Annotated in this window: 13 protein-coding genes; 5 read left to right on the top strand and 8 right to left on the bottom strand. The window is 55.4% G+C overall.

The window, feature by feature from the left end:
• Positions 1-35 precede the first annotated feature (35 nt).
• Positions 36-758 carry a hypothetical protein gene (locus tag DBR37_RS08810; RefSeq protein WP_124574052.1) on the top strand — a complete coding sequence of 241 codons (723 nt, stop codon included), beginning with the start codon at positions 36-38 and terminating at the stop codon, positions 756-758.
• A gap of 162 nt (positions 759-920) precedes the next feature.
• Here the strand turns inward: DBR37_RS08810 and DBR37_RS08805 are convergent, their stop codons facing one another.
• Positions 921-3350 carry a penicillin-binding protein 1A gene (locus tag DBR37_RS08805; RefSeq protein ID WP_124574051.1) on the bottom strand — a complete coding sequence of 810 codons (2430 nt, stop codon included), beginning with the start codon at positions 3348-3350 and terminating at the stop codon, positions 921-923.
• 212 nt (positions 3351-3562) lie between these two features.
• On the bottom strand, positions 3563-3781 hold the full coding sequence (locus DBR37_RS08800) for a glycine zipper 2TM domain-containing protein (protein ID WP_124574050.1): 219 nt from the start codon (positions 3779-3781) through the stop codon (positions 3563-3565).
• 373 nt (positions 3782-4154) lie between these two features.
• Here DBR37_RS08800 and DBR37_RS08795 point away from each other — a divergent pair, with 373 nt between their 5' ends.
• Both DBR37_RS08795 and DBR37_RS08790 read left to right on the top strand, forming a co-directional pair.
• Positions 4155-4436 carry a hypothetical protein gene (locus DBR37_RS08795; RefSeq protein WP_124574049.1) on the top strand — a complete coding sequence of 94 codons (282 nt, stop codon included), beginning with the start codon at positions 4155-4157 and terminating at the stop codon, positions 4434-4436.
• 94 nt (positions 4437-4530) lie between these two features.
• Positions 4531-4731, top strand: coding sequence for a hypothetical protein (locus DBR37_RS08790; RefSeq protein WP_124574048.1), 201 nt, complete (start codon positions 4531-4533; stop codon positions 4729-4731).
• A gap of 40 nt (positions 4732-4771) precedes the next feature.
• Here the strand turns inward: DBR37_RS08790 and DBR37_RS08785 are convergent, their stop codons facing one another.
• The 4 genes from DBR37_RS08785 to DBR37_RS08770 form a co-directional block, all read right to left on the bottom strand.
• Positions 4772-5590, bottom strand: a complete 819-nt coding sequence (locus DBR37_RS08785; protein ID WP_124574047.1) for a class III extradiol ring-cleavage dioxygenase — start codon at positions 5588-5590, stop codon at positions 4772-4774.
• A gap of 141 nt (positions 5591-5731) precedes the next feature.
• Positions 5732-7033 carry an AAA-associated domain-containing protein gene (locus DBR37_RS08780; RefSeq protein ID WP_124574214.1) on the bottom strand — a complete coding sequence of 434 codons (1302 nt, stop codon included), beginning with the start codon at positions 7031-7033 and terminating at the stop codon, positions 5732-5734.
• Positions 7034-7042: 9 nt separating this feature from the next.
• The gene (locus DBR37_RS08775; protein ID WP_124574046.1) at positions 7043-8776 is read right to left on the bottom strand and encodes an ABC transporter permease subunit; all 1734 of its coding nucleotides are present in this window, start codon (positions 8774-8776) and stop codon (positions 7043-7045) included.
• A 443-nt stretch (positions 8777-9219) separates the two neighbouring features.
• The gene (locus DBR37_RS08770) at positions 9220-10401 is read right to left on the bottom strand and encodes an MFS transporter (RefSeq protein ID WP_124574045.1); all 1182 of its coding nucleotides are present in this window, start codon (positions 10399-10401) and stop codon (positions 9220-9222) included.
• Positions 10402-10522: 121 nt separating this feature from the next.
• On the opposite strand from DBR37_RS08770, the gene DBR37_RS08765 reads away from it, so the two are divergent.
• On the top strand, positions 10523-11284 hold the full coding sequence (locus tag DBR37_RS08765) for a helix-turn-helix transcriptional regulator (protein ID WP_124574044.1): 762 nt from the start codon (positions 10523-10525) through the stop codon (positions 11282-11284).
• A 278-nt stretch (positions 11285-11562) separates the two neighbouring features.
• Here DBR37_RS08765 and DBR37_RS08760 read toward each other — a convergent pair whose 3' ends face one another.
• Positions 11563-11868 carry a helix-turn-helix transcriptional regulator gene (locus tag DBR37_RS08760; protein ID WP_124574043.1) on the bottom strand — a complete coding sequence of 102 codons (306 nt, stop codon included), beginning with the start codon at positions 11866-11868 and terminating at the stop codon, positions 11563-11565.
• A 118-nt stretch (positions 11869-11986) separates the two neighbouring features.
• Here DBR37_RS08760 and DBR37_RS08755 point away from each other — a divergent pair, with 118 nt between their 5' ends.
• Positions 11987-13075, top strand: coding sequence for an NADH:flavin oxidoreductase/NADH oxidase (locus tag DBR37_RS08755; protein ID WP_124574042.1), 1089 nt, complete (start codon positions 11987-11989; stop codon positions 13073-13075).
• Between the two features lie 41 nt (positions 13076-13116).
• Here DBR37_RS08755 and DBR37_RS08750 read toward each other — a convergent pair whose 3' ends face one another.
• Positions 13117-13314 (bottom strand): hypothetical protein, encoded by a 198-nt coding sequence (locus DBR37_RS08750; RefSeq protein ID WP_124574041.1) that lies wholly within the window; start codon positions 13312-13314, stop codon positions 13117-13119.

The following is a 13314-nucleotide window of genomic DNA, read 5'->3' as shown; positions in this document are numbered from 1 at the left end:
TTACCCGCGGGTAAGAGATACAAGAAAGACTTGGCATGCGTTTTACCCCACACTCCCCCCTCCTGCTGCGTAGCCTGCTGGCCTTGACCGCCACGGCGAGCCTGAACACCTACGCTGCACGCCCGATGATCACCGATGACGCGCGCATCGTGGATGCCAAGGCCTGCCAGGTCGAAAGCTGGGTCAAGGGAAATAAAAACAGTACCGAATACTGGGCCATCCCGGCCTGCAATTTCACCGGCAATCTCGAAGTCAGCCTGGGCGGCTCCGCCATCAATCAAAACGGACAAACGCAAAACCAGAGCTACATCATGCAGGGTAAAACCCTGTTCAAAACACTGGAAAAGAATGGCTGGGGCATAGGTCTGGCCTTCGGCAATGCAATGCAGCCACGTTCGGAGAGCCAGCGGCATTTGTTGAGCTCGCCGTACGCTTATGTACCAGCCAGCTTCTCTTTCCGCGACGATCGCTTCGTACTACATACCAATGTCGGCTGGCTGCATGACAAGCCGAATAACCGCAATCGTGCGACCTGGGGCCTGGGTTCCGAGACGCAATTGTCCGAGCGTACCTGGCTGATCGCAGAAACGTTCGATCAAAGTGCAGGCCGTCCTTTTTATCAGGTCGGCGTGCGTCACTGGCTGGTGCCTGACCATGTGCAGATCGATACCACCTACGGCAACCGCTTTGGCAGCGGCAGCGAAGAGCGCTGGATCTCCATCGGTTTGCGTCTGTTGTCAGTTCCGTTCCTGCCTTAAGGTACGCTGTCGCAAGGCACGGACAAGCGAAGATTAAGCGCTGCAATATCAAGCACTTGCAGACGCTGGTTTACGCGAATTATTTAAAGTGAATTCAGAAAGAAAAACAGCCACTGCAAAACTGCAGTGGCTGTTTTTTTTGGGCATGCGCCGCAGATCGGATTAGCCGCGATACAAATCGTCGAGGCGCTTCTTCTCTTTTTCTTCAGGCGTACCTGGTGCTGGTGCAGATGGTGTTTGCAGTTGTGGCTCGGTGTTCGGACCAGAATTGAACATACGTTCCCAGAAACTCTTCTGCTCGTCTACATCCAGCGATTTGACTGAATCGCCATTCGCGTACTCGTCGTACATCCAGTCGCCATCCACCTGCGTGACGCCCGGCGGCGCTATCTTTGCCATCTCCGGTTTGCCGCGCAAGGCGGTACGCATATAGTCGATCCAGATCGGCAAGGCCAGCGTGCCGCCGAACTCACGCGTACCCAGCGAGCGTGGCTTGTCGTAACCCATCCATGCCACCGCGACGATATCGCGGCCATACCCGGCGAACCAGCCATCCATCGCGTTATCAGTGGTACCTGTTTTACCAGCCAGGTCGCTACGACCGAGGCGCTGGCTGGCCAGATAGCCAGTACCGGAACGCACGACGTCACGCATCATGGAATCGGTAATGAAAGCATTACGCGGATCAATGGCGCGGGCGGTTTCATCACCGGCTTGCGGATGCTGCGCTTCCAGCAAGACCTTGCCGCGCGCATCAACTACTTTCTGGATCAGATACGGCGCCACCTTGAAGCCGCCGTTAGCGAATACCGAGTACGCGCCCGCCATCTGCAGCGGCGTAACCGAACCGGTACCCAGCGTCAGCGTCAGGTTGGCTGGCTGCTTGTCTGCTTCGAAACCGAAATGACCGAGATGCTCGATTGCATACGCAGGGGTAATCTTGCGCAGGATGCGGATGGAGACCAGATTCTTCGAACGCTTCAGGCCGGTACGCATAGTCACCGGACCGTCGTATTTACCATTGTCGTTACCCGGATTCCAGGCTTTGCTGCCCTGCTCGCCTTCGCTGTCTTCGGCCAGCGGCGCATCATTAATCAGGGTGCCGGGAGAGAAGCCTTTTTCCAGCGCGGCCGAATAAATGAAAGGCTTGATGGTCGAGCCCGGCTGACGCCATGCTTGCGTAACGTGATCGAATTGATTCAGTGCGAAGTCGAAGCCACCGACCAGCGCACGGATGGAACCATCCTGCCCATTGACGGCAACGAAAGCCGCAGCTACCTCAGGCAATTGCGAGATCATCCATTTCTTTTTCGCATCCTGTACCACGCGGATGACGGAACCCGGCACCAGTTTCTTTTGTGCCGTCGCCTTGTCGGACAAATAGGCAGCCGCGAAACGCAAGCCTTCGCCGGTAATCTCTACCGTTTCGCCGGACAGCAATTCAGCGCGTATCAGTTTGGCATTTGCTTCCGTCACCACGGCCGCGCGCAAATCGTCGCTATCCGGGTACTTGGCCAGCACATCATCGATCGCTTGCTGCCTGTCTTCCTCATCCTTCGGCAGATCGATAGCCCCTTCCGGTCCGCGATAGCCATGACGGCGGTCATAGTCCAGCACGCCACGGCGTACCGCATCGTAGGCGGCATCCTGATCGGCCTTGGTCAGTGTGGTGTAGACAGTGAAGCCGCTGGTATAAATCTCGTCTTTGTACTGTGCGTACATGAACTGGCGCACGGTTTCCGCTGCGTGTTCGGCATGGGTGCGGAAGCGATTGCCGTTCGGCAGCACGTTCAGTTTCTCTGCGGCCGCCTGCTTGTACTGTTCATCCGTGATGAACTTCAACTCATGCATGCGCTTGAGGATGTACTGCTGACGCTCCGTTGCACGCTTGGGATTAACGACCGGATTGGCGCTGGCCGGCGCTTTCGGGATACCGGCCAACATCGCCGATTCGGCGATGGTCAGGTCCTTGATCGGCTTGCCGAAGTAAATCCGCGCCGCGCTACCAAAGCCGTAAGCACGTTCCCCCAGGTAGATCTGGTTCATATACAGCTCAAGAATCTGGTCTTTGCTCAGGTTCTTTTCGATACGGTAAGCGAGGATGACTTCCTGCAGTTTACGGCTGTAAGTTTTCTTGCGCGTCAGCAGAAAGGTACGCGCCACCTGCATGGTGATGGTCGACGCGCCCTGCGACCGGCTGCGTACCAGGTTGGCCAGACCCGCACGCACCACGCCCAGCACATCCACGCCGCCGTGTTCGTAGAAGTTATTGTCTTCAATCGCGATGATCGCGTTCTTCATGCTGGCCGGGATATTCGCAACCGAGACAAAGTCACGGCGCTCTTCGCCGTATTCACCGATAAGGACGTTGTCTGCGGTGTACACACGCAGCGGAATCTTGGGTTTGTAATCAGTCAGCGCATCAATGGACGGCAGGTTCGGCACGATAAAGAGCAGCGTGTAAGCGACACCCAGGATGGCTACGAAGATGGAAGCGATGAAGGCAGCAATGGCTGCTTGACGGAGCTTGATATTGGTTGGTCGTTCAGACCAGGCAACAAACTGTGATGAAATATACGAGAAAAACCGCAACGCGATCCCCTATTAAGTCTTAGCGTCGCAACTTTAGCAGGCATTGGCCATTTAAGTTGAAACCAATTGTTATCTTGTTAGAAATACATTTATGTTTTAAACACCTGTTTACCCTATCCATATAGCAATGGCCCGCTGTAATGCGGGCCATTTTGTAGTGTTTTTGTAGAGTATACGGCTGTAAGCTGGTTACTCAGTATCTGCTCTGCCTGTTATCTGCGGCCGATTTCATTACCGATCACGCCACCTACCGCCGCACCGCCCACGGTACCCAGCGTGCTGCCGCCGGTCAGAATAGCGCCACCGACCGCACCGATACTGGCACCGGTCACCATATTGCGATCACGGCGCGACATGCCGCTACAACCAGCGACAGTCAACACTACGACAGCGATCACAGCGGTACTGGCAATTTTTTGCATCATTTTCATTGAAAGCCTCAAAACAGATAATGTAAACAGGTGTTGAAAAAGTTAATTACCTGTCACTGACAACAAAGACAGTGGAAAGATTCCCTGCCCATCGCAGCAAATTTCCAGTCTTGCCGACACTCAACAAAACATGTGGTGCATGATCAGGGCGAAAACTGCGACAGCGGCGTCATCGTAAAAAAACCTGCCTGAGTTAGCCATCAGACAATGCAGCGACTTGCTGTAGGAATCCGGGAAGATACGGATCATTGCCAACAGCCTTGCAACGGATTTTTTGAAAATTTGATGAAAATAATTCGCATTTGGCCGGATTCGCTATATACGTTTGGACATAGCTCGCTATAATCAAACCTCATTACCGTATTCAGGCAGCATGATGAGCACTACACAGTATTTGGCCGCCGTCGATCAGACGATCATGGAATCGCGCCGCGAAGTCTACAAAGGCTGGAAGATCCTGGTCGAAATCTCCGGCGCCTCCCGTTATGAAGATGCCTCCATGTGCATGTATGCGCCGCGCATCGTCGTCACCGAACAACTTTCCATTGGTTTCCGCGAGCTGGATGTCGCCACAGAACACTGTTTTATGACGCCGGCACAATGTTTACAGGGCGGCATGATGATTGCGCGCGATTTTATTGACCGACGCGGTTAGCAGTTTTCCTATCTTTTGCTAGAATGCGGGCGATATTATTGTCGACGCCCGTCAGAAATATACTTGGGGCACTATTTAAATAAGGGAAGCAAGCATGAGTTCGAACTATTGGCGTGAGCGCTGGATCAAGGCATTGGTAAAAACAGGCATGGACCGTAGTGCCGCAGAAGCTGCTTTCGCAGCAACCTACAGCAAAGAACCGGCAGACCAATCGAAAAGCCCGGAAATCCAGGCCCTGATGTCGATCGACCTCGGCAAAAGCAGCTTCAAATCAGCTGCCCCTGCCCACGCTTAAGACCTTAGTCTCTCAGCAAACCAGCCAGGCCTGACACTCGTCAGGCTGTCTGTCCGCCGAATACATAGCTGGACACGACCACATTCATTACCTTGTCTTCGAATATCTTACGTCCGGTATCGTCCCCGGCAGCACCGGCTGCGACCATCAGCGGCAGCAAATGATCCGGATGCGGTTGTGTCAGTTTGGCGTCCGGCGCTTGTTCCCATTCCGTCAGCAAGGCATCACGTTCCTGTGCGCTCGGTGCAGCAATGCTATCGCTGAGCCAGGTATCGAAGCGTTTCGACGGTTCGGTAAAGGCTGGACTAAAGCCGCGCATATTGTGGAAGCTCATGCCGCTGCCGACGATGAGTACGCCTTCGTCGCGTAACTGCTGCAAGGCGGCACCAGCCTGCAGGTGCTCGGCCGGGTCCAGCGTCTTCTTCATCGATAATTGCAGCACCGGGATATCCGCATCCGGATAAATCAGCTTGAACGGGATAAACACGCCGTGATCGTAGCCGCGCTGATTATCGGTATGCACCGGAATATTGGCAGCCGTCAGCAATTCGACCACGCGTTGCGCCACATCAGGCGCACCGGGTGCCGGATACGTCAGCTGATAGGTATGCGGAGGAAAACCGTAGTAATCGTAGATCAGCGGCGGCTGCGCCGTCGTCATCACGGTGAACTCATCTTCCATCCAGTGGCCGGAAATAATCAGGATGGCTTTGGGTTTGCTACCGACCTCCTTGTGCATATTGCGCAGGAAGTCCGCCATCTTGTCCCACATATGCGGGTCACCCGGCCAGTCCATGAAAAAACATGGACCACCACCGTGTGGAATGAAAAAAGTCGGGACGCGTGTCGAGTCGGTCATGGCTATATCCTGTCGCTATGTATTAAAGCAGTACCTGGCAAATTAGTACTAATTAAAACAGTATTGTGCGGCCATTGCGATTTTTTTGCTGGCGCTGCGTTTTCAGGTGTCAGCGCACGGCAGGAACAAGCTATTACCTGATTACTCCGCTTCGTTTTCCGGCAGTTTGAGCTGACCGGTGTGATAGTCGTATTCATAGACTTCACCATAACGCCCCCACTCCACCACCACTTCCAGCACGCGCTTGGCTTCTTCTTCCTTGAGGAATTCTTCCAGCGTATCCAGGAAACGTTTTTCCGACAGCGAGCCATTAGGTTCACGCTCCAGGCTGTGACGTATATGTGTGGCCAGCGGCACATGCGTCAGCAATTGCTGGCCAAAGATTTCCTTGCGCCGCATATGTGCTGCCTGCGCATAGCCATGACCGAGGGCAGTCAGCGTAATGTCGCCCTTCTCTACCTGCGCCAGTCCCAGCAAGCCGAGCGCTTCGTAAGTCGGGAACAATTCTTCGTCCGGCAGCTTCGCTTCTTCGGTCAGTTCCGGCAAGTCGGCGCGTCCATTGAATGGTGGTGCTGCGAGTAAATCGAGTACGCCTTCGATGTGCGCAACGTCGGTTTCCGGCAAGCGATAGCTGAGGTTGGCCTGCAAGGCCACACCGGTCGTCGCTTCCTGCGGCGTGCGCATGGTCATCAGCGCATACACCTCATCTATGAGTGCGCGTACTTCAGCAGAGTCCGGATTGCGCGGACGCGGCAAAGTAATCTTGATCTCACTGCGTATGCGTCCCGGGCTGCTCGACAACACCAGAATACGATCCGACATCATCACGGCTTCTTCAATATTGTGCGAAACGATGAGGATGCCCTTGGTTGGAATACGTTTTTCTTCCCACATCTCGAGGATGTCATCGCGCAGGGTTTCGCCTGTTAACACATCCAGCGCCGAGAAGGCTTCATCCATCAGCAACACATCCGGCCCGGTCACCAGCCCGCGTGCGATACCGACGCGCTGCTTCATGCCGCCCGACAGCTCGCGCGGCAACGCGCCACCGAAGCCCGCCAGCCCGATCAGATCCAGCATTGCATCCGCACGTTTCTCGCGCTCCTCCGGCGGCACACCTTGCGCTTCCAGCCCGAGCTCCACGTTTTGCTGCACCGTCAGCCACGGGAACAAGGCAAACGACTGGAACACCATTGCGATACCTGCGACCGGACCATAAATAGTCTGACCACGATACGTCGCACTACCGCTATCGGCAGGAATCAGCCCAGCCATGATGCGCAACAGCGTAGACTTACCGGAACCGGACTTGCCAAGCAAGGCAACGATCTCGCCTTCAGTCAGCGTGAAATCAACCTGCTCCAGCACACTCGAAGGTGTGCCGTCCGCAGTCTGGAAGGATTTATCGACGCCCTTCAAATCTATCAATACATTCTGGCTCATCATGCCTCCTCAACGACTGCGGTCTTCTGCCAGCAGGTACAACTTGCGCCAGAAAAATCGGTTCAACAACATTACAAATATGCACATCACGCCGATGCCGAGCGCGATGCGGTGGAAATCACCCGCATCCGTCATCTGCTTGATATAACTACCCAGGCCATCGGCGACCAGCGTGGTCTTGCCCCAGGTTACATACTCAGCCACGATGCTCGCATTCCACGAACCGCCGCTGGCCGTGATCGCGCCCGTGATATAGCTGGGGAACACGGCGGGCAGATAAACCCGTTTCCACTTCAGCCAGCCCTTGAGTCCCAGGTTATCTGCTGCCAGGCGCAACTCATTCGGGATCGTCGATGCACCCGCCACTACGTTGAACAGGATGTACCACTGCGTACCAAACACCATTAATGGACTGAGCCAGATATTCGGATTCAGTTGCAGGGTCAGCAGCAAATACACGACCAGCGGGAACATCAGGTTCACCGGGAACGCCGCCAGGAATTGCGCTACGGCCTGCACACGTTGCGAATACCTGGGACGCAAACCTATCCATACTGAAATCGGCACCCACACCAGCGAGGCCAGCGCGATCAGCAACAACACACGCGTCAAGGTAATCAATCCCAGCCACACCACATGCCCGACCTCGGCCCAGCCGACATCACTATGCACAAAGGTCGCCAGACGGTATAAGGCCAGGCAAGCTGCAACCAGCAAGAAAACATTCCACGCCCGCATCCACACCGGATTGATGGATCGAGGATTTGCACGTGGCGCAGTGCCGTCATACGAGACGCTGAACCAGCCCAGCGTACTACGCAGCATCGCCCACATGCGGTCAGTCCCCGCGCGCATCCAGCGGCTGCGACGTCCCCAGTTCAGCAACCATGAACGCTGTTCGGTCTCACCCTGCGATTCTTCAAAACGGAATTTATCGGCCCAGGCCAGCAACGGGCGGAAGAACAATTGGTCATACAGGACGATACCGGCCAGCATCGCCACAATCGCCCACAGGATGGCGTGCAAATTCTTTTCTTCGATCGCTACCGCGATATAAGCACCGATGCCGGGCAACTTGATATCCTGGTTAGCCACTGAAATCGCTTCCGCCGCGACCAGGAAAAACCAGCCGCCGGACATCGACATCATCATGTTCCACAACAGGCCCGGCATCGCAAACGGCAACTCCAGCCGCCAGAAGCGCTGCCAGCCGGACAGGCGGAACACGCGCGCCGCTTCATTCAGCTCCAGCGGCACTGTACGTATCGACTGATACAGGCTGAATGCCATATTCCACGCCTGCGACGAAAAAATCGCAAAGATAGCGGCGCACTCGACACCGAGCAAGCTACCCGGAAACAATGCGATGAACGGCGCAATCGCAATCGCCTGAAAACCCAGGATAGGCACCGACTGCAGGATATCCAGCGTCGGAATCATCACCTTCTCGGCCGCGCGGTACTTGGCCGCAATCGCCGCAAACACAAAGCTAAACAGCAAGGCAAAGCCGAGCGCGATAAACATGCGCAAAATCGTGCGCAACAGGTAGTAAGGAAGATTCGATGGGTCGAGCGAGATAGGCGTCACTTCACCGACCACGAATGGCCGGGCCATCTGCATCGCACCGAAACCTGCCGCCACCAGTACCGACAGCACCAATGGCAGCAAGGCCCAGTCCCAGCGATTGGGAGTGACCGCGAGCAGGGAACGCTCAGTCTTGCTAGGAACGGCTGCCTCTAACATATTAAAAAACCTTGTATTCAGGGGTATCGGCGACAACGGCACAAGACAGGATGACAGCCATATGTGACGACACGCTTACGCGTCCATAGCGAAATCAGCCTGGCATGCCGTCAGCCAGATACAACGCAGCCAGGCCCTGTCCGGTGCACACGCGCAACGCAGGGACCAGCTATGTAATAGAAAACCTAGGGAGTAGATAAAGGACTAACGAGAACCGTCAGTCCGGTATGCCACTACCCGCCATTGCGGCAAGGTAGCGATGAGGAGATGAGCTACCTTGCCAGTGTACTGCCTGTGAGAGAACTACAACTGGAACAGCCCATACTGAAACCCCGTAACAAAATAATCGACGCACTTTACCACCAAGTCAGAACCTCCGCCAGCGGATATGCGGTTCTTGGTTTATAGCAAAAAAACTTTTATTGGCAGATATACCTGCACGCTTAATCCGGTACGCGCTGCTCTTGCGGAAAACAAATCGCACCAACGATCACCAGCACGCACAAACCTCCCAGCGCCTGCAGCATCAAGCCAAAGCCACCACGCTCATGCAAGCTTGCGACCACGCCGACCGACACACCGGCTGCGGTGAAGCCGAGGAAGTAGCGCACGGAATAGGCACGTGCGCGCCACTCATCGCTGGTGTACTTGCCTATCATCGCGTCATTCACCGTGACCTGACCGAAGATACAAATCACGATGCCTATGCAAGTCAATATCAACGGCAGACCGGACAGACTCGCGCTGAAGTACAGCAGCGGTGCCAGTGTGAATGCCAACGGCAGGAACAAGGTTTTCAGCGAGTGCCTGTCCAGCAAATGGCCGATGATGTACTGCGCAAGGGCGCCGAACACATAAGTCCCTGCGACGATCACGCCCAGCAATGCAGCATTCACCGTGATGCCTGACAGACGTTCTGCAAATAGCTTAGGCATGGCGACAGTGAAAGCGTTGAAGGTTGTCGAGCTGGCGATGATGGTGATCACCAGCGCCGCGATCACGCGCCACATCGCATCCTTGGAAACACGCACCGAACTCTGCTGCCCTCCTTTGCGCACAGCGCGCGCTTCATGCTGAATGCTGATGGCAAACAAGACCCCGATTACTATTGTCGCCAGGCCCGGCAAGAGGAACGCCCAGCGCCAGCCCAGGTACTGGCAAACGATGCCGGTAATCAATGCCGACGACGCCACGCCGAGATTGCCCCAGACGCCGTTAACACCGACTTCGCGCCCTAATCTCTCAGCATGTGCGACCAGCATGGCAGTACCGACCGGATGGTAAATCGCAGCGAACAAACCGACTGCCAGTAAGGCGATGCCCAATTGCTGTGGTGTCTGCGTCAAGCCTACCGCCATCATCGCGGCGCCGATGCCGACGAAGAAAATCACCATCATGTGACGCCGACTCCAGCGATCACCCAGCCAGCCTGTGACCAGCGAACCCGCACCGAAAGCGACAAAACCCGGCGTCGCGTAAGGCAGCAACTCGCCGTAGCTCATGCCAAACACCGGCGCGATGACGATCACCGCCGCTGCGAATACCAGCATGGCGTAGTGATCGATAAAGTGGGCGATGTTGATGTATGCGATGACGCTGCGAGGTTGATTCCGGGACTGATCCATGAGCTGCTTTCCTTAAAAACAGCCGCTAGGTTAATATGACCAGTCATCGATAGGAAGACAAGCAACATCGACCATGCGCCAAACTGCATGTTTGCAATCAGTTACCGTCTCGGGAAATGTAATGAATATAGAAGCCCGGTTTTATCCACGCGGCACGCACCTGGGTTTGCATGTGCATCGCGAAGCGCAATTGCTCTTTGCGTCCAGCGGCGTAATGCAAGTGACGACACCGAAAGGACGCTGGCTGGTGCCGCCTGCACGTGCCGTCTGGCTGCCGCCGGGGATAGAACATGCGGTCGATATGCTGGCAGATATAGAAATGCGTGCCTTGCTGATTCCATCGGAGATGCTGGCCCGGCATCCGGCAGCACCACGGCTGGAAAAAGAGTTTGTTGTGGCAGTCGGCCCCTTGTTACGCGAAACCATACTCGCTGCGTTCAAACCTGGTTTGAATTCATCGCAACATCCGCGTCGCATTGCGCTGCTGATTGAGCTGGCTTTGTTTGAGCTGGCGGAAGATGAAGATGCAGCCACCTTCATGCCCATGCCTAACGATGCGCGTGCACGTCGCGTCGCAGACATCATCCTGGCCGATCCGGCAAACGATAGCGAACTGGAATTACTGGCGCACACTGCAGGTGCGTCAGCACGCACCATCACGCGTTTGTTTCCGGCTGAGACCAATCTGACTTTCAAGGAATGGCGGCAACGCGCACGCATCATGGCAGCCGTCGAAGTGCTGGGCAATGGCCACACATCTATCAAACAACTGGCATCGCAACTGGGCTTTAGCAGCGTCGCTGCCTTCGGTCACGCGTTCCGGCAGATCATGGACATGACGCCGAGTGAAATGATGCAGCGTTCCGATACCGAAAACATATGACATCCAGCGCGATGAATTTTGCAATTGCTGCAACTAACTTCCTGCATTCTTACAAGAAGTCGCAACATGCGCCGACATCGCAATTTTTTATCTTCGGATACTATGTTTCCCATCACACCGGAGCCGGCGGTTCGAAAATATACCGGTACCAATTCTATTGCTGAAACACCTGCCTATCTGCAGTTTCGGCACACATCTCCCTCCTCACGCAGCGCTCAACACGCAGTCGTCTTTAGGCTGTATCGCGATTAATTTATCCGCAAGTCGCGGCAAGCAACTCAGGAATTGTGCTGCGCCAGGATGGCGTTCAGCAAGCCGGGGAAACGGCTTTCAATATCGGCGCGGCGCAATGTATTCATGTGGATGGTGCCGGTATTTTCCGTATGCACCAGGCCGGACTCGCGCAATACCTTGAAATGATGGGAGACGGTAGATTTGGGACGCCCGCCATCCAGCTCACCGCAAGTAGCAGCATCAACACGTGCGAGATGACGCACGATGTCCAGACGTATCGAATCGCTCAACGCATACAGCACACGTTCGAGCGAAAACTCACTGGCAGCAGGATGTTTAAAAGGACGCATGAGCAACATTATACGCTTTGCGCTATACTTCTTCCATTGTTCGTATATATACGAACTAACGAAGCATCGAACGCGCCACACAGATCATTTATTTATAGATAACTTACCGAAAGCCATCATGTCCGCCCTATTCCAGCCTTACACACTTAAAGACATCACCCTGCGCAACCGCATCGCCATCCCGCCTATGTGCCAATACATGGCGGTCGACGGCGTCGTCAACGAATGGCATCAGACTCACTACGCCAGCCTGGCACGCGGCGGCGCTGGCCTGGTGATCGTCGAAGCGACAGCGGTCGCGCCTGAAGGTCGCATCACACCTGCCTGCACCGGCATCTGGAATGAAGAACAGGCACAAGCGTTTATCCCTATCGTGCAAGCGATCAAGGCAGCCGGCTCCGTACCCGGCATCCAGATCGCACACGCCGGACGCAAGGCCAGCGCCAACCGCCCATGGGAAGGCGACGACCATATCGCTGAAGATGATGCCCGCGGCTGGCCAACCATCGCACCGTCCGCCCTCGCCTTTGGCAAAGGTTTGCCGAAAGTGCCAAGCGCAATGACACTGGACGACATCGCCCGTGTCCGCCAAAACTTCGTCGATGCTGCGATCCGCGCACGTGACGTTGGCTTTGAATGGCTGGAACTGCATTTTGCACACGGCTATCTGGCGCAGAGTTTCTTCTCCGCACACTCGAACCAGCGTGATGACATTTATGGCGGCAGTGCAGAAAACCGTGCGCGCTTCCTGCTGGAAACCTTGCGCGCAGTACGTGCGGTGTGGCCGGAAAACCTGCCGCTGACCGTCCGTTTCGGCGTACTCGAATACGACGGCCGTGATGAAGAAACGCTGGTGGAATCGATCAATCTGGTCCGCGAATTCAAAAAAGCCGGCATGGACATGATCAGTGTCAGCATCGGCTTTACGATTCCTGAAACATCCATTCCGTGGGGTCCGGCATTCCTCGGCTCAATCGCCGAACGTGTACGCCGCGAAGCCGGTGTACCGGTTTCATCCGCCTGGGGCTTTGGTACGCCGGAAATTGCCGAACGCGTAGTTGCAGAAGAACAGCTGGACATCGTCATGGTCGGACGCTCGCACCTGGCTACGCCGCACTGGACTTACCAGGCAGCGAAAGAACTCAAGGTTGAACGTGCTTCGTGGACTTTGCCGGCGCCATATGCGCACTGGCTGGAACGTTACTGATTAACTGCGTGAAACAGGCGGTGACGTTGACGCGTCGCCGCCTATTTTTTTGAGCGTACAAAGCTATACCACAGCCCCACTACGATGGGTGCAGCCAAAGCAGCCCATGCGAACCAGTGCCAGACACCGGTCTTGACCAATGCAATGATCAGGCCGAACAAGGTCAGCGCAGCCAGCAGCAAGGGCATGCGCCAGACGAACCAGAAGTTACTGCGTTTTGCAGTGTGAGCAGGTTTCAT

It is taken from the genome of Herminiimonas sp. KBW02, from assembly GCF_003852535.1.
Taxonomy (GTDB): Bacteria; Pseudomonadota; Gammaproteobacteria; order Burkholderiales; family Burkholderiaceae_D; genus Oxalicibacterium.
The sequence above is the reverse complement of the archived record's forward strand: the minus strand, read 5'-3'. Positions and strand labels throughout refer to the sequence as shown.

Excerpts from the sequence above, each read along its gene's own strand:
- DBR37_RS08810 (WP_124574052.1), top strand. The coding sequence starts at position 36 with ATGCGTTTTACCCCACACTCCCCCCTCCTGCTGCGTAGCCTGCTGGCC.
- DBR37_RS08800 (WP_124574050.1), bottom strand. The coding sequence starts at position 3,781 with ATGAAAATGATGCAAAAAATTGCCAGTACCGCTGTGATCGCTGTCGTA.
- DBR37_RS08795 (WP_124574049.1), top strand. The coding sequence starts at position 4,155 with ATGATGAGCACTACACAGTATTTGGCCGCCGTCGATCAGACGATCATG.
- DBR37_RS08790 (WP_124574048.1), top strand. The coding sequence starts at position 4,531 with ATGAGTTCGAACTATTGGCGTGAGCGCTGGATCAAGGCATTGGTAAAA.
- DBR37_RS08785 (WP_124574047.1), bottom strand. The coding sequence starts at position 5,590 with ATGACCGACTCGACACGCGTCCCGACTTTTTTCATTCCACACGGTGGT.
- DBR37_RS08780 (WP_124574214.1), bottom strand. The coding sequence starts at position 7,033 with ATGAGCCAGAATGTATTGATAGATTTGAAGGGCGTCGATAAATCCTTC.
- DBR37_RS08775 (WP_124574046.1), bottom strand. The coding sequence starts at position 8,776 with ATGTTAGAGGCAGCCGTTCCTAGCAAGACTGAGCGTTCCCTGCTCGCG.
- DBR37_RS08770 (WP_124574045.1), bottom strand. The coding sequence starts at position 10,401 with ATGGATCAGTCCCGGAATCAACCTCGCAGCGTCATCGCATACATCAAC.
- DBR37_RS08765 (WP_124574044.1), top strand. The coding sequence starts at position 10,523 with ATGAATATAGAAGCCCGGTTTTATCCACGCGGCACGCACCTGGGTTTG.
- DBR37_RS08760 (WP_124574043.1), bottom strand. The coding sequence starts at position 11,868 with ATGCGTCCTTTTAAACATCCTGCTGCCAGTGAGTTTTCGCTCGAACGT.
- DBR37_RS08755 (WP_124574042.1), top strand. The coding sequence starts at position 11,987 with ATGTCCGCCCTATTCCAGCCTTACACACTTAAAGACATCACCCTGCGC.
- DBR37_RS08750 (WP_124574041.1), bottom strand. The coding sequence starts at position 13,314 with ATGAAACCTGCTCACACTGCAAAACGCAGTAACTTCTGGTTCGTCTGG.